Raw genomic sequence first — 16,148 nt, 5'->3', positions numbered from 1 at the left:
ACCACGTTCAGCACCGCCAGCGTCGAGACCGTGCGCCTCGTAGCCGAGAGGAGATGGGTCGCTGGGATCGCCAGCGGCGCGGGCATGCTGCTGCTCGCCGTCGCTGCCGGGCTTGTCGGCCTCACCATCGGCACGTCATGATCGGCTATCGAGCGCGCGGCCATATCGCGAGCGTCATGCTGACGAGTGAGCAGGAGAAAGCATCATGAGCAACACCGTCATCCACGACTTGGTTTCCGAGATGCTGAGTCGGCTTCCGTCCGGTGGAGGCATCGTGGCTGTGGATGGCGATGCTGGCGAGCAACTCTCGGACATGGGCAGTCAGTTGGCTCGGGAGATCAGCGCGAGAGGTCTCACGTCGTCGGTCCGAGCATTCACGGGCGCAGACGTCGAGTATTCACCCGCCGGCACGGACGTGGTGTTGGTCGTCGGCGAAGGCGCGTTGCAGCCTGGCGTCCGGACGCGGTGGAACTGGACTGTGTGGGTGGAGGCCTCCGGGGTGCGTGATCCGGCGAGCAACGACCGCAGTGCGGTGGCGTTCGAGAGCTACCGGTCGCGTGACGAGCCCAAGGGTGCCGCCTCGGCCATCGTCGACGTCAGTGACCCCGAGGCCTATCGCCGTGACTGGAACGACGCCTGTTCGATCTGAGCCGCTCCCCCACGCGCCCTCGTCGTCCGCGGTCAGGGCAGGGGGCGGGGAGGCGCGAGGAGAGTTCCGCGGATGACGCTGCCGTGGAAGGTGCGCGCGGCGACCGTGATCCAGGCCCCGACGAGCCCGATGTAGAACACGACCGCCAGTACCTGCAGCGTGACGAGTCCCGTGTGCAGGGCCAGACCGTTCAGGCCTGTCACGCAGGTGCCGACGGGGAAGGTGAACGACCACCAGGTGAGTGAGAACGGGAGCCCCTGGCGCATGGTGCGGAGGGTGATGGCCGATGCCAGTGCCGCCCACATCAGGGCGAATCCCAGGGTGGGCACACCGTAGACGAGCCCGAAGACGAACAGGGCGTGCGAGGTTCCCTGGTCGACGGCGAGGTGGGCGTTGCCACCGAGCAGGTTGACTGCGGTGATCGACTGCCCCAGGGGGCCGAGGACGATCCAGAGGGTCGGGACCATGCCGACCGGGCCGATCTTGTGCTGGGCCAGGCGTGACCAGATCAGCGTGATGATCACGATCGACGCCAGCAACGACAAGCCGAACATCGCGTAGCACCCCCAGAGCATGTTCTGCCTTGCCTGCCCCGCGGGCAGGAAGGGCAGCAGCAGCGCACCGGTAGAGGCAGACACCATTGGGGGAACCACGGGCATGAGCCAGCCGCCGAACGCACTGTCGGGGGCCGTGTCGTGCCGGGTGAACGTCAGGTACGGGACCGCGATCGCGCTGACGAGGCCGAGCACCGTGCCGATGGTCCACAACACCCAGTCGATGCCGACCGCCAGGGGCGTACCGAGGACGTCTTTCCCCAAGAGCAGGGTTCCCGCGCCGACGGTCAGCAGCGCCATGGGCGGTGCCCCGTAGAAGTGCGCCATCACCGGATTGAGTCGATGCCCCCGCGCGGTGGCCCGGTAACGCACCCAGTGCAGGACGGTCGCCGTGCTGAGAGCGACCAACAACACGCTGGCCAGCGCCCAGACGATGGTCGCGGCGGGGCGCAGCCCCGGGAACTGCAACGGCAGGGTCGCCGCGGCGTTGGCGACGATGCCGGTCCCCATGATCGACGCGAACCAGTTCGGGGTCAGGTTCGACACGATCTGCCCGCGGTGCTCGAGCTGGCGGAACAGACCGTGCGTGCGGGGTGGGGCGACATGCGGTGTGATCGTGGCAGGCATACCTCGATCTTCGTGCGTGCGTCCGGCTGCCGATACGGGCGGATGCTTGTGGTGTCACAATCGATCTTTGTGACCGGACTCCCTGTTGATCTCGAGACGCTCCGACTGCTGGAGGCGATCTCGAGGTCGGGCAGTCTGGGCCGTGCCGCGACATCGGTGGGCATCAGCCAGCAGGCGGCATCGTCTCGCATCACGGGCGCCGAGCGGCGGCTGGGTCGCACGTTGCTCGTCCGCTCTCGGGCGGGCTCGGCGCTCACCGAGCACGGACTCCTGGTGTGCGAGTGGGGCCGACCCCTGCTCGAGGCGGCGACCACCTTCGAACGATCGCTGCACACCCTGATGACCGGCGCCTCCGACGCTCTCCTCGTCGCGGCGAGTCAGACGGTGTCAGAGGCGCTGATGCCCCGCTGGATGACAGCGGCAGCGGATCGTGTCCGGGTGCGCCTGGAATCGGGCAACAGCGACTGGGTCGTCGACGAGGTCCGTTCGGGGCGCGCGCACCTCGGGTTCACGGAGACCCCTGATGAGGCCGACGGGCTCGCCAGCACCGTCCTGGGTGTCGACGAACTGCTCGTCGTCGTCTCGCCCGGGCACGCATGGGCATCGAAGTCCGAGCCCGTGACGGCAGCGCATCTCGCATCCACACCGCTCGTGTCTCGGGAGTCGGGCTCGGGCACCCGCCGGACCCTCGAGCTCGCCCTGGGGATCGACCCTGCCCTGATGGCAGAACCCGCTGCGCAGTTGTCGTCGACGGGCGCCATCCGGGCGGCCATCGCCGGCGGTGTGGGTCCGGGAGTCATCAGCTCGTTGCTGGTCGAGGACGACCTCCGCGCCGGGCGCCTCGTCACCGTCCCGGCAGCCGTCGACCTGAGGCGACCGTTTCGCGCTGTGTGGTCGGCCGGTCTGAGCGCCGGGGCGCAGGAGCTCCTGGCCGTGATCGCCGCGTTGCAGCACAGCCCCCACTCCTCGCGGAGATGATCAGAGGAGCGATGCGTGCCGTAGGGCCGTGACGGCCCGCAGGTGCTTCTCGCCGGCGCGGGTGGCGTTCGCCGGCGACAGATGGGGTGCTGCGAGCACGGGAAGGACCCTCGCACGCGGTTCCAGGGTGAAGTACCTCATCACGCCCGTCAGGGCTGGAGTTCCGAAGGTCACGATCGCTCGCAGCTGCGGCAGAGAATCGAGCAGCTGAGCGAGGGCGGGGCGGGCGTCGTCGAGATCGGTGACGGTCGGCGCCCGGCCCAGGGCCCACGGGACGATGTTCCATCGCAGGTAGACGTGCCTGCCCAGACCCGACTCGATTCGTGCTCGCTTGAACGCTGACGCCGTCGGCCCCGGGTTGTCCTCACTGCTGATCGCGTCCTCGCCCTGCCTGATCGTGGCAGGACCGGGTGATTCCATCAGCACGAGGACTTTCGCCGCTGCTCCTCCACCTGATGGGTCGAAGCCCGGCACGAAGCGCGCACGTCCTGGTCCGGAGCTCCGCCATTCCGATACGAGCTGATCGAGGCCGCTGGGCTGCTGCATCCCTAGACGCTACGACGTCGAGGACCATTTCCGCCCACGCTCACCGACGACGTGGAACGACCAAGACGGCGTCCGCTCCGAGTGCACTCGCCCCACAGCAAGTGATCCAGTGGGCGATCCTCTATCGGGCACCGTCCACGCGTGCGTTCAAGCGATCAACCAGTTGCGCCATTCGGGGCGGTCCGAGTCGAAGGACGAGCGACTCCGAGAACCAGCGCATCCACACCGCCTCGACATCAAGGATCGTGACGGCATCGGCCCTGAGGAGAATGCGAACCAGGTCGACCGCCTCCATCTCGCACTCATCTGACGGAGCACCGTCCGGCTGACCAGGCTCGAGACCATACGGATCGACATCGCTGAGAACAGCCAAGACACCAGCGAGGGTCTTCCCGTAAGTCACTGTCCCCGCTCTCATGCCCCTCATGATGCCTGGGGCTGCCTCAACCGGTGACCGATTGCTAGGCGGACGTTTTCAGCACGGGTCACATCCTCACCAGCAGGACTGCGGGAGCGACGTCGACCACGAGGCCGGCGACCGGTATCGCTGCCACCCCAGGTGGCGACCAAAATTCCGCTGCTTGTGGCTCCCCGAGCCATCCCGGGACTGCATTACCAAGACCGAGATTCTGGTGACCGTCTTGGGGCACGCTGGCCTGCGACGAGGACGGCTACTTGATTACCGCGAGGAGGTCTTCCATCGTGTCGATCTGGTCAGTCTGAGAGGAGACGATCGCTGTCGCCAGCTGGACCGCGTCAGGGTTCTGCCCACCCTCGATCTCGGTCTGCGCCATCTCGACAGCCCCCTCGTGGTGTGTCGTCATCTGTTCCAGGAACAGCCGCGCCGCGTCGGTTCCGTCAGCATTCTCGAGGGCGTCCATGTCGGAGTCGCTCATCATGCCGTCCATGGAGTGATCCATGGACGCCTCAGTGTCCTGCCCCCAAGCCTTGAGCCATGTCGTGAGCTGATCAATCTCCGGGGCCTGCTCGGCCTTGATCGTCTCGGCAAGGGTGATCACGTCCCCGTCGATACCGTCTTTCGCGAGGAGCATGTCGCTCATCTCGACGGCCTGGGTGTGGTGCGGGAGCATCATCTGGGCGAACATGACGTCTTGATCGTTGAAGGCAGCAGCCTGGGACGACGACGCGGACGACGTGTCGCCTGCGGACGACGACGCCTCGGCGCACCCCGCGAGGGCGAGGGCAGCAATGGTCGCAGTTGCGCTGATGAAGATGGTGGCGGTGCGGTTCATGGTCGTTCTTCCAGGGTCAGAATCGAAAAAAAGATACCCCCCGGAGGTATCGTGCCGCGTACGGCTGATGAGAGCCTCTGAGCCGGCACCGGTGGTATCGGTGTAACGGTGAACGCGTCGAGGTTGCCGAGCGCAGCGCGCAGATGCGCCTCGGCCTGGTCGGCGGTCTGGGACGCCGTCAGGAGGTCTTCGGCGTCGACCTCGATGGTTGCGGAGCCGGTGAGACGGTGCCCGATCCACCGGAGATAAAGATCGTGGAAGCCCCGCACGCCCAGGGCGTGTTCCAGGGCGTGTTCGGCTCGCTTGTGGAGGTCGGGGTCGATGCCGTCCATCAGCCGTCGGCCGATGGATTTCACCGTCCCCCAGGGCAGGACCATGATCGAGGCTGCGATGAGCAGGCCGATGATGGGGTCCGCGAGCGGGAACCCGGCGAGGACCCCGATGGCGCCCAGCACGACAGACAGGGACGTGAAGCCGTCCAGGCGGGCGTGGACCCCGTCAGCGACAAGGGCTGCCGATCCGATCCGTCGCCCGACGCGGATGCGGTAGATCGCGACGAGTTCGTTGTCTGCAAAGCCGATGAGCCCAGCGGCGACCAGCAGCCAGGGATTCGCGATCGGCCTGGGGTCGATGAGGCGGTTGATCGATTCCCAGCCCGCGACGGCTGCCGACGAGTGCAAGGCGCCTGGACCGGCCGGGGGCCGCCGGCATCCGTCTCGACGATCGCCCCGCGTCGAAAGGCGCACCCCGAGGAGTTGCATAGCACGCATGGACACCCTTCCCCTCTGGCTGTTAGCCGCCATCTTCGTCGCCGGCGCCGCCGTCATCTGGGTCGCCGGCATCCAGCTGTCGAAAACGACCGACGTCCTCGACTCCCGACTCCACCTCGGTAGCGCGCTCGGCGGACTCATCGTCCTCGCGGTGGCGACCAACCTGCCCGAGATCGCCATCACGGTCAGCGCCGCCCTCTCGGGCTCGCTCGAGGTGGCCGCGGGCAACATCCTCGGCGGCATCGCCCTTCAGACGGTCGTCCTCGTCGTCCTGGACGCCCTCGGGAAACGCGGCAAGGGTGTCCACCCCCTCACCTATCGCGCGGCCTCCCTAGGGCTGCTGCTCGAGGCACTGGTCGTGGTGGCGGTCCTCGCCGTCGTCATCGCCGGAACCCAGCTGCCGTCCTCGCTCACAGTGGCGCGCCTGACGCCGGACGTCGTCCTCATCGCCGTCATCTGGCTCGTGGGCCTGTTCCTCGTCCGGCGTGCCGGCAAGGGCCTGCCGTGGCACGAGGCCGGAGCGGCACCTGACACGTCGACGCCGCGACCGCGCGGACACCGGACGCGCTCGAACCCGTCGCCGACGACCATGAGCACGAAGAAGGCCGCGGTCGTCTTCGGCCTGTCGGCCCTCGCCACGCTCGTCGCCGGCGTCGTGCTCGAACGCGCGGGCGACGCGGCCGCGTCGCAGATCGGCTTGTCGGGTGTGCTGTTCGGCGCGACAGTCCTGGCCCTGGCGACGAGCCTGCCCGAGATCTCGACCGGGTTGCAGGCCGTCAAGCAGGGCGACGACAACCTGGCCATGAGCGATATCTTCGGCGGCAACGCCTTCCTGCCCGTGCTCTTCCTCGTCGCCACGGTCATCTCCGGGCAGGCGATCCTGCCCCAGTCGAACACCAGCGACGTCTACCTGACCGCCCTCGCCGCGCTCCTCACGCTCGTCTACGCCGTCGGCCTGCTCTTTCGGCCGCGACGACGCATGGCGGGCATGGGCGTGGACTCGTTCGTCGTGCTCGTGCTCTACGCGGTCGGCATCGGTGGCCTCGTCGCCATCACGCTCGGCTGACAGGACCAGCCCGGCGACACTGGCGACCGTCAAGCCCAATGAGCCGTGGAAGTTGACCAAGGCGCCCATGCTGCTGTAGCCGCGGGCGTCCTTGTACTCGACCTGGCCGACGTCTGAGATCGCCGTAATCCGGTCCCGGGGGATGTTTCGAGACCAGATCACGTCGTGAACATGGATAGTCACGTCGTCCAGCAGGGCGTGACGCTGCAGCTGCGAACAGTGGCCCAGAGTGATGATGTGTGACAGCGGTGCCCTCGGTGCAGGGTTGCCACTCGCGTCTGCCACCCGTTTCGCCGGGAGTGAGGACGGCTGCCTGCGACCGCCAATCTTTTTCGGCCACGGATGAACTTCTGGATGAGCTGCATCGTGTTCGTAGTAAGCGGGCTACCTGGGCCGGCGTACCAGCAGGAGGAATCATGCACAAGCGAATGACCATCACCCTCACGACGGCCGTTTTGGCGGCGGCCGCTCTCTCCGGGTGCACCACATCTGCCGAATCATCCACGACGACCGACTCCACCGAGCCGGCCCCCGCCGAGACCACCGCGGCAGCGGCAGTCCTCGGCACCGCAACGTCTCCCCTGGGCGAGATCATCACCGACGACGCCGGGTACACGATCTACACGTTCAAGATGGACGAGCAGGACTCGGGCACCAGCAACTGCTACGACGAATGCGCCACGACCTGGCCGGCAGTTGAAGCCTCCGACACGTCCTCCCCAGAAGGCATCACGGGCGAGATCGGTTCCCTCACCCGCACGGACGGGACAACCCAGCTGACCGTCGACGGCTGGCCGGTGTACCGGTTCGCGAAGGACACCGAACCTGGACAGGTCAACGGACAGGGCGTGAAGGATGCCTGGTACGTCCTCCAGCCGGACGGCACGATCAACATGGAAGCAGCCACTGAGGGCGCAGCGACCCCAGCCTCCTGATCGCGCGCGTGCCTGCCGGACAGAACTCTCCGGGTTGCAGGCCCTCGCAGCTCCACAACCCCACCCGAGCAAAGGAGCCACAAGGCAGTGCTCATCGACATCAAGGCAGAGACAGTGGGTGCGAATACGTCGACTGCTTCCGCTCAGACGGTGAACCCATGTCCTGGCCTGGTCGATGGCATGAGGTTCGATCACTGGTGCGCATCGGCGTTCCTCGGTGCGCTCGATACAGGCACGACAAGAGGCGGTCCTGGATCAGGCACTAGCCGGACTTCACTGGCGCGAGGCGGTGAAGGTCATGGCCCGAGCCAGTGACGAGCTTTTGTCGACATTGTTCGAGTGCCACGGCGGGGCGCTTCGCCGTTACACACACAGCCTCACTCGGAACGCGGCGCTGACCGAGGACATCGTTCAAGAGACAATGCTGAGAGCATGGCAGCGTCCTAAGGTGCTGGAGCTCGACAAGGATGCGGCTCAAGCGTGGCTGTTCACGGTCGCTCGGCGCCTCGTCATCGACGACGCACGATCTGCCCGGAGTCGACGAGAAGTGGCAGCCCTTGGCGAGGTAGAAGGCACTGCTCTCGATCGCACTGATGCCGTCCTGGACAGCATCATCGTTGCGGACGCGCTGGCGTCGCTCTCCGACCACCACCGTCAGATCGTCATCGATGCGTACTTCGCTGGTCAGAGCATTCCTGAAATTTCGAGACGGCTTGGCATCCCAGAAGGAACCGCGAAATCGCGGCTCCACTATGGGTTACGCGGGCTGAGGCTAGCCCTCCAAGAAAGGGGCGTCACACGATGACTGAGCATCCCGATCTTCAAGCTAACGAGGACCGTTACCAAGACTGGGACGCGTCCTACGTCCTCGGAGCGCTCCCCACCGATGAACGTCGCGAATACGAGCAGCACCTCAGTACCTGCGCCAACTGCCGTGAAGCGGTGACGGAACTTGCGGGTCTCCCAGGCATCCTGAGCCGAATCTCGCCGGAAGAGGCCCTTGCCATCCATTCACCTCTGGGTATGGATGAAACTCAGGCGCCATCAGAAACGTTGTCGCTGATGGCCCACCGCTTCCGCAAGAGTCAACGCCGCCGCCGAGGAGTCATGGCTCTCGCAGTTGCCGCTGCTGTTGCTGCCGCCGTCTTCGGGGGGCTCGCCGTGGGCGCAAGAAACGACGTCGGCCCAGCGACGGCCCAAATGACGTTCCAGCCCATGGACCCCGGAACTGACTCCACCACCCTTACTGCCGGTCTGCAGATCGAGGAGAAATCTTGGGGCACGAGGCTCGATTGGAACTGCGACTACGGCGCGGATGCGCCAGACAACTCCCGATACGAGCTCGTGGTCACACAAACGGACAACACCACGCTTACCGTCGCGACGTGGGACGCAGCTGGCTCGCGTGCCGCAGATCTGTCTGCGTCGACGGCTATTCCCAGCCTGAAGATCACGAGTGTAGAAATCCGCTTGCAGGGATCCACGGTCGCGTTGGCTCGGCTAGACACCTGAGCACCTCCGAACGAGACGCCCGTTAGACGGTCGGTCACCGGACGCTCGTTGGCTGCGACCACTCCCTCTTAGTTGCGGGGCCCAGATCGTCTCGATAAATCGGTCCGAAATCGCTCTCGGTGGCGGATCGGTCACCGAACGCGTCCGCACCTCAACCACTCCTCCGGAAGTGCGCTGACCTTGCCGTCTCGATAGGTCAGTCCGAAACGTATCTCGGTGAAGGCTCTCCTATCGGGCGCCTGGGTCACTGGTGTCAGGTCCCCTGATTTGAGGCCGGTAGGACCAGCTCAAGCGTCGTCCCGGTGGGGGAAGTTGCGGCTACCCGGACACTGCCGCCGTGACGAAGAGCAACCTCTCTAACGAGTGCGAGGCCGATGCCGAAGCTGGGACGGCTGGCGTGTGCGTTCGTCCCAGTGGTTTCGGGTGCCGGGTCTGAGCGGGCGAACCGGTCGAAGACCCGGGTTGGTTTGATACCCGTTATGCCTCGTCCCTCGTCCGTTACCGTGATGATGGCCGAGTCACGCTCGAGGCGGGTCGACACGGTCACGGTTGATCCCGAGGGGGCGTGGCCAATGGCGTTGTCGACTAAGGCAAGTACCGCGCGGCGGAGGCTCGCAGTCGGCGCGTCGACGTGTGCGGAGCCAACAGTGTCGTACCGCAGGGCTACATCGCGCTTGTCAGCGAGCACCGACATTGACCGAAGGACGTCCTCGACCACGTCGTTGAGATGCACGGGGTGGGACATGGTCGAAGCAGCGGAAGAGTCTCCTCCCGCTGCTTCGAGCAGGTCACCGACGATGTCGATCAGGGCCCGCGAGTCGTCACGGAGTCTCGCTAGGTCAGCGGTGACCTTGTCGTCGGCTGTCGCTGCGCCGCCAGCGATTTTGCGTTGCAGCGCCTGGAGGCGGGCGTCCAGGACGGCGAGGGGCGTGCGGAGCTCGTGGCTGGCGTCGGCGACAAACTGTCGTTGCACGCGGAGCGCGTCGCCGAGTGGCCGGACGGCACGTCGGGCAATGACCAGAGTCACGAGCCCGGCGAAGACGACGCCTCCGATACCGAGCACAATGAGGCCGGCCACGACGTCGATTGCTGAGACGAAGACCTCGCCCTGGCCGGCGGCGGCGACCTGTTCAAGTCGCTCCTTGGGGACGGTCTGGTGCAGCACCCACGCGATCGTTAGGGCGAGTGCACCCACGACGACGAGGGCCGAGACGAGCATGATCTGCAGGCCGATGGATCGCGCGGCGGTCCGAAGTGCTGCGTTGTCGGCGACTCGGTCTACTTCGGTCCCTCGTTGCCGTCTCACAGGGCGCCCACCCGGTAGCCGCTCCCCCGCACCGTCAGCACGACGTCGCGGTCGATCTTGCGGCGTAGGTAGCTGACGTAGGTGTCGACGGTGCCGAGCTGCTCGCCGTGCGGGAACACGCGGGAGAGCAGGTCCGCCCGGTCGAAGGTGTGGTCGGGGCACCGCGCCAGCTCGGCGAGCAGTGCGCTCTCCCGCTCGCTCAGCACGACGCGGCTCGACCACGGCGTGACGAAGATGCGGCTCTCGGGGTAGAGGCGTGCCTCGCCCACGTCGAGCCAGCGCTCCTCGGCGGCGAACGACCGCGTCAGGGCGCGCAGCCGGGCGAACAGCTCGTCGAACTCGAACGGCTTGACGAGGTAGTCGTCAGCCCCGCCGTCGAGCCCCGCGACGCGGTCGGCGGTCGTGCCGAGTGCGGTCAACATGAGCACCGGCGTCGTCACGTGCTCACGACGGAGGGTCGCGACGAGCTCGGTGCCCTCGAGCCCCGGGAGGCGCCGGTCGACGACCAGCACGGCGTACCCACCAGCTCGTGCGGCCTCGAGCCCCCGCCGGCCGTCGGCCACGAGGTCGACCTGCCAGGCCTCGCCGAGCACGTCGGCCACGATGGGCCCGAGTCCAGGGTCGTCCTCGACCAGCAGGAGGCGCGGGCGCGTGTCAGGACCGGTCACCCACCGCCTCCTCGTCTCTCGTCGTCGTCGTCGGCTCGGTGTCGTTCGAGGCCCGGGCGGCGTGCGAACGCCGCAGGGCGGTGACCACGATCGGCAGCACCGACACGACGACGAGCCCGACGGCGAGCAGGTCGATGTGGTCTGCCACGAACGGTAGGCCACCGAGCAGTGATCCGAGCACCGTCATGCCGACGGCCCAGAGGAACGCACCGGTGAGGTTCCACACGATGAACCGGCGGTACGGGTAGCCGCTGGTGCCGGCGGCGAGGGGCACGAAGGTGCGGACGACGGGGACGAACCGGCCGAGCACGAGCGCTTTGCCGCCGTGCCGCTCGAAGAACGCCTGGGCCTGCTCGAGGTGCGCGGTCTTGAGCACGCGGGCGTCGGGGCGGAACCAGCGGCGCCCGAACCGGTGGCCGAGGAAGAAGCCGACCTGGTCCCCGGCCGCCGCCGCGAGGAGCCCGCAGAGCGCGATCACCGCGACGCTCAGGCCGAGGCTCTGGTGCAGCAGCCCTGCGGTGACGAGCAGCGAGTCGCCGGGCAGGAAGGGGAACAGCAGGCCCGACTCGACGAAGATCATCAGCGACAGGCCGCCGAGGGCCCACGGGCCCATGCCGGCGAGGAGGGTCTGGGGGTCGAGGATGCTCACGCCCGGGTCCGTCCTTGGTCGATGGTCGGGATGGAGTTCGGCGCAGACGGTCCGATGGGGTGGCCAGTCCCCGAGCGCCGCTGGACCCGGTCGAGGAGGCGCAGCCACGGCGGCAGGGCCAGCGCCACCACCGAGCAGCCGAGCACGACAGAGGCGAGCGTGTCGCTCGGGTAGTGCACGCCCACCCAGACGCGAGACAGCCCGACGACCGCCACCGCCGCCCCGCACAGGGCGATGACGACTCGTGCGCGGCGACGCCCCCAGGCGATCAGGACCAGTGCGAGTGCGAGCCCTGTCGCGAGGGCCGTGTGGCCACTCGGGAACGAGAATGAGTGCGGCTCGATGATCAGCGGGTCGACGAGGAGCCCTGGGTCGGGTCGGTCGCGCTGCACGACGAGCTTGACCAGCTCGGCCGCGGCCCATGGCCCGACAGCGACGCCGAGCACCGTGAGGGCGGCAGCCGCGCGACGGCTCACGACCCACACCGCCACGACCAGCAGCAGCACGAGGGCTGCGCCCAGCTGCGGCGCGAGCAGGCGATCCACGAGCAAGGAGGCCTCGTCGAGCACCGGCACGTGCGCCCGGCTCGCGCGCTGCACGAGGTCGAGGTCGACCTCGCTCACGCCGCTCGCGCCCGAGGTGATCAGCAGCCCCGCGACGACGACGCCGGCGATGCCGGTCGCGCCCCATGCCGCCCACGCCCCGTCGCGGACGACGGCGCGGACGGCCGGGAACAGAGGAGGCGCGGTGCGGTCGCGAGGGAGCGCCGACGAGGTCGGACTGTGCAGGACGGTCATGCGCCGAGCCTCCGCCCGGCCGTCCCAGAAACCGCCCAGATGCCCTGGCGGGCCGACCCGCGCCTCCTCGTCTCGGGCTCTGGGCGATTTCTGGGAGGCGACACGCGACCGTCTTCGCATGACGACACGCGCTGTTCCGACCGGGGCCACGGCCCCCGACCGCCGGGCCCGGCTCAACAAGGTCCCCGAGATCACCGTCGCCTTCTGGGTGATCAAGGTGCTCTGCACCACCGTCGGCGAGACCTTCGCCGACTTCCTCGCCGACGGCCTCGGACTCGGGCTGACCGTGACGAGTGTGGTGATGGCTGCCCTGCTCGTCGTTGCGCTGGTCGTGCAGTTCAGGACTCGGGCCTACGTGCCCGTCGTGTACTGGCTCGCGGTCGTGCTGGTCAGCGTCGTCGGCACCCTCCTCACCGACACGCTGACCGACTCGCTCGGCGTCAGCCTGTGGGTGTCGACGGCCGTCTTCGCGGTGGCGCTGGCCGTCGTGTTCGTCGCCTGGCACCGCGTCGAGGGCACCCTGTCGATCCACGAGGTCACGACCCCGCGTCGCGAGGCCTTCTACTGGGCCGCCGTGTTGATGACCTTCGCCCTCGGCACCGCGGTCGGCGACCTGCTCGGCGAGCAGCTCGCGCTCGGCTACCTGCCCTCGGCGCTGCTGTTCGCGGCGGCCATCGCCGTCGTCGCCCTGGCCCACCGGTTCGCCGGCGTCGGGTCGGTGCTCGCCTTCTGGGCCGCGTACGTCCTCACCCGGCCGTTCGGCGCCTCCGTCGGAGATTTCCTGTCGCAGCCGGTCGCGGACGACGGGCTCGGCCTCGGGTCGACCGTCACGAGCGTGGTGTTCCTGGCCGCGATCGCGGCCCTCGTCGTCGTGCTCACGGTGCGACGACCGGCGAGCACGGCGCTGCGTACATAAGCGTGGAGGGATGCGCCGCTGAGCCCAGAACCATCCTGGGCCGCCTCGTCTCTGCCCCGCTCGTGGGACGTTCCGGGCGCTTTCTCGCCAGCACCCGGGCCATCGCTGCCCAGCGTGGTTCTGGGGGGATTCTGGGAGCCGAGGCGCGAGAGTCACTCCGGGGTTCCTCCTCAACCCCACCCCGGGCATCGATCGCGACTCGGTCGCTGTGAACTGCGAGAAAGAGAAGCACATCCATGGACTGGCAGCTCGACGGCCTCCCCTTGCACCCGCTCATCGTCCACCTGGTGACCGTCGCGTTCCCGACGGCGTCCCTGCTCGTCCTGGTCGGGGCGTTCTGGCCCGCATTGCGTCGACGACTCGGCATCATCACTCCACTGATCGCCCTGGTCTCGCTGATCGCCGTTCCACTAGCGACATCGTCCGGCGAGTCGCTGGAGGAGCGGGTCGGCGGGAGCGCCCTTCTCGAGACCCACACGGAACTGGGCGACACCCTTCTTCCCTGGGCGATCGCGGTGTTCGTGGTCGCTGTGGCGCAGTGGGCCTGGCAACACTGGGTGCTCACCCCTGAAGAGCAGCGGCCTCGTCCTGCGGTCCGTGGCAGCGCACGACTGATCGTGGGCGCCCTGTTGATCGTCCTGGCCATGGGGACGAGCATCGGCGGGATCGTCACGACGGTCCGGATCGGTCACTCCGGCGCGGAGGCCGTCTGGTCGGACTCGAGCGAGGGATGACACCCGGACTGGCGAGGGCAGGCTCCTCTGCGTGGCAGCCTGACGCCTCGGGTGCTGTCATGGCGTCATGACCGACGCGTCACCTCTCCCGACCGATCCCGACGAGCCCCGCGCCGGGAGCCTTGCCGGTCGCCTCAATTGGCTCCGTGCCGGCGTCCTCGGCGCGAACGGCGGAATCGTCTCCTCGGGAATGTCGCTCGACAGGTGCACCCTGATCAGATAAGTGCTTCACTGAGGATGGCGGAAACGCCACGGCGGTGGGGCTCACCGTCACCAACCTCGACTCAGGTCGACAACAGTCCCTATCTCAACCACTGGCGTGCCCAGACACCGAGATAGGAGACCCCATGACCGCCGATACGACCCGGATCACCCTCGTGCGGCACGGCCAGAGCCAGGCCAACACCGACGGGCTCTTCACCGGCATCACCGACTCACCCCTCACGACCAGGGGCCGGGAAGAAGCCCGCCGTGCTGCACACCTGCTCGACGAGGCGGGTTTCCGCCCGGCGTCGATCCTGTGCTCGCCGCTGGCCCGTGCGACCGAGACTGCCCGCATCATGGTCGCCGAGAACCGGTGGTCCGAGCCCCTCACCGTCGACGTGCGACTCCGGGAACGCGACTACGGCGACCTGACCGGGCGGACCAAGGCGGATGTCCGCCGCTCAGCCGGCGAGGAGGACTTCACCCTGTGGCGGCGCTCACTGGACACCCCGCCCCCGCCGTCCTCTGACGCGCTGTTCGCGAAGCTGTGGGCTCAGGACGCCCTTCGCCATGTGGAACCCTCGAACCGCACCCGGGCCGAGAGCCTGCTCGACGTCATCGCCCGGGTCCGGCCCATCGCCGAGGCGGCCGGGGCCGGTGCCGCCGGCGGCACCGTGCTCGTGGTGGGCCACGGTAACAGCCTCCGCGCACTCTGCCTGTTGCTCGACGCGCTCACCCCACTCGAGGTCGCCGCGCTCAACATCCCGACCGGCCACCCCCTGATCTACGACCTCGCCTCCGATGGGCGTCCGCTGACGCGGGGCGGCACGTATCTCGACCCGGCCGCAGCAGCCCTAGCCGCTGCGGTCATCACCCACGAAGGAGGAACCTGACATGAACGACTACATCAGCAACCGCACCATCCACACCCACGACGTCGGCACCTACGTCACCCACGGTGGAGCCCACCCCATCTCGATCGTGTCGGTTCTCGGACGGTCGATCCTGGACTCCCGAGGATTTCCTACCGTCCAGGTCGACCTCGAACTCGCCGACGGCACCCTCGTCTCGGGCGCCGCCCCCGCAGGAGCCTCGACCGGTGCCCACGAGGCCGTGGAGCTCCGAGACGGAGGTGCAGCGTTCGGTGGCAAGGGCGTTCGGAGAGCGGCAGAGATGGTCACCACCGAGATCAGCGACCTCCTCACCTCACGTCCCTGGGCCGGCGGCCGCGTGCAGCTCGTCGGCGACGACCTCTACGTGACCGACCCCGAAAGGATCGCCGAAGGTGCCGAGAAGGGCTGGTCGGACGCCGTCCTCATCAAGCGGAACCAGATCGGCTCTGTCAGCCAGACCCTCGACGCGATCGCCACCGCCCGGTCGTACGGCATGGCCTGCATGGTGTCGCACCGCTCCGGGGAGACCACCGACACGTTCATCGCCGACCTCGTCGTCGGCACCGGGGTCGGCCAGATCAAATCCGGTGCCCCCGCACGCCGGGAGCGGGTCTGCAAGTACAACCGCCTCACCGACATCGAAGCCGATCAGCCCGGACTCCCCTACGGCCTCAGCACGAAGGACGATGCGTGACCACCCCCTCACCCGACTCACCGTTTCCGCCGCCGCCTTCGAGGAGAGGCGACGAGTTCGAAGGGCTGGGCCAGAACCCGGACCTCGATGTCGACGACTCCACGGGCGCCGAACGACCCGTGCACCTGCGGTGGCGGTTCATCGGACTCGTCACCCTCGGCGGCACGCTCGGCACGGGCCTGCGCGAAGCCCTGGCGCTGAGCTTCCCCGCAGCACCGGGCAGCATCCCCGTGACGATCCTGCTGATCAATGTCGTCGGTGCGTTCGCGCTCGGCCTCCTGCTCGAGTCGTTGGTGCGACGTGGGCCGGACGCGGGTCGCCGACGCGACCTGCGCCTCCTCATCGGGACAGGCGTTCTCGGCGGGTTCACCACCTACAGCGCCCTCGCGGTCGACAC

At 67.9% G+C, this 16,148-nt stretch carries 19 protein-coding genes and 1 pseudogene; 12 read left to right on the top strand and 8 right to left on the bottom strand.

Features of this window, described 5'->3' with window-relative positions; genetic code table 11:
- Window positions 1-205: 205 nt before the first annotated feature.
- On the top strand, window positions 206-649 hold the full coding sequence (locus IFT51_RS14625) for a hypothetical protein (protein ID WP_192061821.1): 444 nt from the start codon (window positions 206-208) through the stop codon (window positions 647-649).
- Window positions 650-681: 32 nt separating this feature from the next.
- Here IFT51_RS14625 and IFT51_RS14620 read toward each other — a convergent pair whose 3' ends face one another.
- Entirely contained in the window at window positions 682-1,830 is a 1,149-nt protein-coding gene (locus tag IFT51_RS14620; RefSeq protein WP_192061820.1) for a TDT family transporter, read from the bottom strand.
- A 69-nt stretch (window positions 1,831-1,899) separates the two neighbouring features.
- Between IFT51_RS14620 and IFT51_RS14615 the strand changes: the two genes are divergently transcribed.
- Window positions 1,900-2,808, top strand: coding sequence for a LysR family transcriptional regulator (locus IFT51_RS14615; protein ID WP_192061819.1), 909 nt, complete (start codon window positions 1,900-1,902; stop codon window positions 2,806-2,808).
- On the opposite strand, the gene IFT51_RS14610 is transcribed toward IFT51_RS14615, so the two are convergent.
- The 3 genes from IFT51_RS14610 to IFT51_RS14595 all read right to left on the bottom strand — a co-directional run bounded on the left by IFT51_RS14610 (window position 2,809) and on the right by IFT51_RS14595 (window position 5,368).
- The gene (locus IFT51_RS14610; RefSeq protein ID WP_371740828.1) at window positions 2,809-3,354 is read right to left on the bottom strand and encodes a uracil-DNA glycosylase family protein; all 546 of its coding nucleotides are present in this window, start codon (window positions 3,352-3,354) and stop codon (window positions 2,809-2,811) included.
- Window positions 3,355-4,025: 671 nt separating this feature from the next.
- Window positions 4,026-4,607, bottom strand: a complete 582-nt coding sequence (locus IFT51_RS14600; RefSeq protein WP_055801328.1) for a DUF305 domain-containing protein — start codon at window positions 4,605-4,607, stop codon at window positions 4,026-4,028.
- Complete coding sequence (locus IFT51_RS14595; RefSeq protein WP_371740827.1) at window positions 4,604-5,368, bottom strand: cation diffusion facilitator family transporter; 765 nt, start codon at window positions 5,366-5,368, stop codon at window positions 4,604-4,606. Before IFT51_RS14595 ends, IFT51_RS14600 begins: the two co-directional genes overlap by 4 nt.
- A gap of 7 nt (window positions 5,369-5,375) precedes the next feature.
- Between IFT51_RS14595 and IFT51_RS14590 the strand changes: the two genes are divergently transcribed.
- From IFT51_RS14590 to IFT51_RS14575, 4 genes are all read left to right on the top strand, one after another.
- Window positions 5,376-6,443 carry a sodium:calcium antiporter gene (locus IFT51_RS14590; RefSeq protein WP_192061815.1) on the top strand — a complete coding sequence of 356 codons (1,068 nt, stop codon included), beginning with the start codon at window positions 5,376-5,378 and terminating at the stop codon, window positions 6,441-6,443.
- A 428-nt stretch (window positions 6,444-6,871) separates the two neighbouring features.
- On the top strand, window positions 6,872-7,378 hold the full coding sequence (locus tag IFT51_RS14585) for a hypothetical protein (protein ID WP_158612599.1): 507 nt from the start codon (window positions 6,872-6,874) through the stop codon (window positions 7,376-7,378).
- Window positions 7,379-7,676: 298 nt separating this feature from the next.
- Window positions 7,677-8,183, top strand: a complete 507-nt coding sequence (locus tag IFT51_RS14580) for a sigma-70 family RNA polymerase sigma factor (RefSeq protein WP_055801561.1) — start codon at window positions 7,677-7,679, stop codon at window positions 8,181-8,183.
- Window positions 8,180-8,890 carry a zf-HC2 domain-containing protein gene (locus IFT51_RS14575; RefSeq protein WP_082452595.1) on the top strand — a complete coding sequence of 237 codons (711 nt, stop codon included), beginning with the start codon at window positions 8,180-8,182 and terminating at the stop codon, window positions 8,888-8,890. Before IFT51_RS14580 ends, IFT51_RS14575 begins: the two co-directional genes overlap by 4 nt.
- A 253-nt stretch (window positions 8,891-9,143) precedes the next feature.
- Here the strand turns inward: IFT51_RS14575 and IFT51_RS14570 are convergent, their stop codons facing one another.
- The 4 genes from IFT51_RS14570 to IFT51_RS14555 form a co-directional block, all read right to left on the bottom strand.
- Window positions 9,144-10,109, bottom strand: coding sequence for a sensor histidine kinase KdpD (locus IFT51_RS14570; RefSeq protein WP_123517399.1), 966 nt, complete (start codon window positions 10,107-10,109; stop codon window positions 9,144-9,146).
- 83 nt (window positions 10,110-10,192) lie between these two features.
- Complete coding sequence (locus tag IFT51_RS14565; protein ID WP_123517401.1) at window positions 10,193-10,864, bottom strand: response regulator transcription factor; 672 nt, start codon at window positions 10,862-10,864, stop codon at window positions 10,193-10,195.
- Window positions 10,851-11,513: a DedA family protein gene (locus tag IFT51_RS14560; protein WP_243214076.1), complete on the bottom strand. Its 663-nt coding sequence runs from the start codon at window positions 11,511-11,513 to the stop codon at window positions 10,851-10,853. The genes IFT51_RS14565 and IFT51_RS14560 overlap by 14 nt, the downstream gene beginning before the upstream one ends.
- Window positions 11,510-12,310 (bottom strand): phosphatase PAP2 family protein, encoded by an 801-nt coding sequence (locus IFT51_RS14555; protein ID WP_192061814.1) that lies wholly within the window; start codon window positions 12,308-12,310, stop codon window positions 11,510-11,512. The genes IFT51_RS14560 and IFT51_RS14555 overlap by 4 nt, the downstream gene beginning before the upstream one ends.
- 118 nt (window positions 12,311-12,428) lie before the next feature.
- On the opposite strand from IFT51_RS14555, the gene IFT51_RS14550 reads away from it, so the two are divergent.
- The 6 genes and pseudogenes from IFT51_RS14550 to IFT51_RS14530 form a co-directional block, all read left to right on the top strand.
- Entirely contained in the window at window positions 12,429-13,226 is a 798-nt protein-coding gene (locus IFT51_RS14550; RefSeq protein WP_192061813.1) for a hypothetical protein, read from the top strand.
- Between the two features lie 236 nt (window positions 13,227-13,462).
- On the top strand, window positions 13,463-13,960 hold the full coding sequence (locus IFT51_RS14545) for a DUF2231 domain-containing protein (RefSeq protein WP_192061812.1): 498 nt from the start codon (window positions 13,463-13,465) through the stop codon (window positions 13,958-13,960).
- A gap of 67 nt (window positions 13,961-14,027) precedes the next feature.
- A pseudogene (locus IFT51_RS15255) lies at window positions 14,028-14,144 on the top strand (VIT family protein); the annotation flags it as partial.
- Window positions 14,145-14,307: 163 nt separating this feature from the next.
- Window positions 14,308-15,057: a 2,3-bisphosphoglycerate-dependent phosphoglycerate mutase gene (locus tag IFT51_RS14540; RefSeq protein ID WP_192061811.1), complete on the top strand. Its 750-nt coding sequence runs from the start codon at window positions 14,308-14,310 to the stop codon at window positions 15,055-15,057.
- 1 nt (window position 15,058) lies between these two features.
- Window positions 15,059-15,751 carry a hypothetical protein gene (locus IFT51_RS15665; RefSeq protein WP_192061810.1) on the top strand — a complete coding sequence of 231 codons (693 nt, stop codon included), beginning with the start codon at window positions 15,059-15,061 and terminating at the stop codon, window positions 15,749-15,751.
- 119 nt (window positions 15,752-15,870) lie between these two features.
- On the top strand, window positions 15,871-16,148 hold a 278-nt coding region (locus tag IFT51_RS14530), incomplete at its 3' end, for a CrcB family protein (RefSeq protein ID WP_192061822.1).

The sequence above is a fragment of the Frigoribacterium sp. CFBP 13712 genome, assembly GCF_014842255.1.
Classification (GTDB): Bacteria; Actinomycetota; Actinomycetes; order Actinomycetales; family Microbacteriaceae; genus Frigoribacterium.
The sequence above is the reverse complement of the archived record's forward strand: the minus strand, read 5'-3'. Positions and strand labels throughout refer to the sequence as shown.

What these genes read in the sequence shown, in the direction of transcription:
- IFT51_RS14540 (WP_192061811.1), top strand. Translation starts at nt 14,308, where the DNA reads ATGACCGCCGATACGACCCGGATCACCCTCGTGCGGCACGGCCAGAGC.
- IFT51_RS14575 (WP_082452595.1), top strand. Translation starts at nt 8,180, where the DNA reads ATGACTGAGCATCCCGATCTTCAAGCTAACGAGGACCGTTACCAAGAC.
- IFT51_RS14585 (WP_158612599.1), top strand. Translation starts at nt 6,872, where the DNA reads ATGACCATCACCCTCACGACGGCCGTTTTGGCGGCGGCCGCTCTCTCC.
- IFT51_RS14545 (WP_192061812.1), top strand. Translation starts at nt 13,463, where the DNA reads ATGGACTGGCAGCTCGACGGCCTCCCCTTGCACCCGCTCATCGTCCAC.
- IFT51_RS14610 (WP_371740828.1), bottom strand. Translation starts at nt 3,354, where the DNA reads ATGCAGCAGCCCAGCGGCCTCGATCAGCTCGTATCGGAATGGCGGAGC.
- IFT51_RS14595 (WP_371740827.1), bottom strand. Translation starts at nt 5,368, where the DNA reads ATGCAACTCCTCGGGGTGCGCCTTTCGACGCGGGGCGATCGTCGAGAC.
- IFT51_RS14590 (WP_192061815.1), top strand. Translation starts at nt 5,376, where the DNA reads ATGGACACCCTTCCCCTCTGGCTGTTAGCCGCCATCTTCGTCGCCGGC.
- IFT51_RS15665 (WP_192061810.1), top strand. Translation starts at nt 15,059, where the DNA reads ATGAACGACTACATCAGCAACCGCACCATCCACACCCACGACGTCGGC.
- IFT51_RS14550 (WP_192061813.1), top strand. Translation starts at nt 12,429, where the DNA reads ATGACGACACGCGCTGTTCCGACCGGGGCCACGGCCCCCGACCGCCGG.
- IFT51_RS14580 (WP_055801561.1), top strand. Translation starts at nt 7,677, where the DNA reads ATGGCCCGAGCCAGTGACGAGCTTTTGTCGACATTGTTCGAGTGCCAC.
- IFT51_RS14555 (WP_192061814.1), bottom strand. Translation starts at nt 12,310, where the DNA reads ATGACCGTCCTGCACAGTCCGACCTCGTCGGCGCTCCCTCGCGACCGC.
- IFT51_RS14600 (WP_055801328.1), bottom strand. Translation starts at nt 4,607, where the DNA reads ATGAACCGCACCGCCACCATCTTCATCAGCGCAACTGCGACCATTGCT.
- IFT51_RS14620 (WP_192061820.1), bottom strand. Translation starts at nt 1,830, where the DNA reads ATGCCTGCCACGATCACACCGCATGTCGCCCCACCCCGCACGCACGGT.
- IFT51_RS14570 (WP_123517399.1), bottom strand. Translation starts at nt 10,109, where the DNA reads ATGCTCGTCTCGGCCCTCGTCGTCGTGGGTGCACTCGCCCTAACGATC.
- IFT51_RS14625 (WP_192061821.1), top strand. Translation starts at nt 206, where the DNA reads ATGAGCAACACCGTCATCCACGACTTGGTTTCCGAGATGCTGAGTCGG.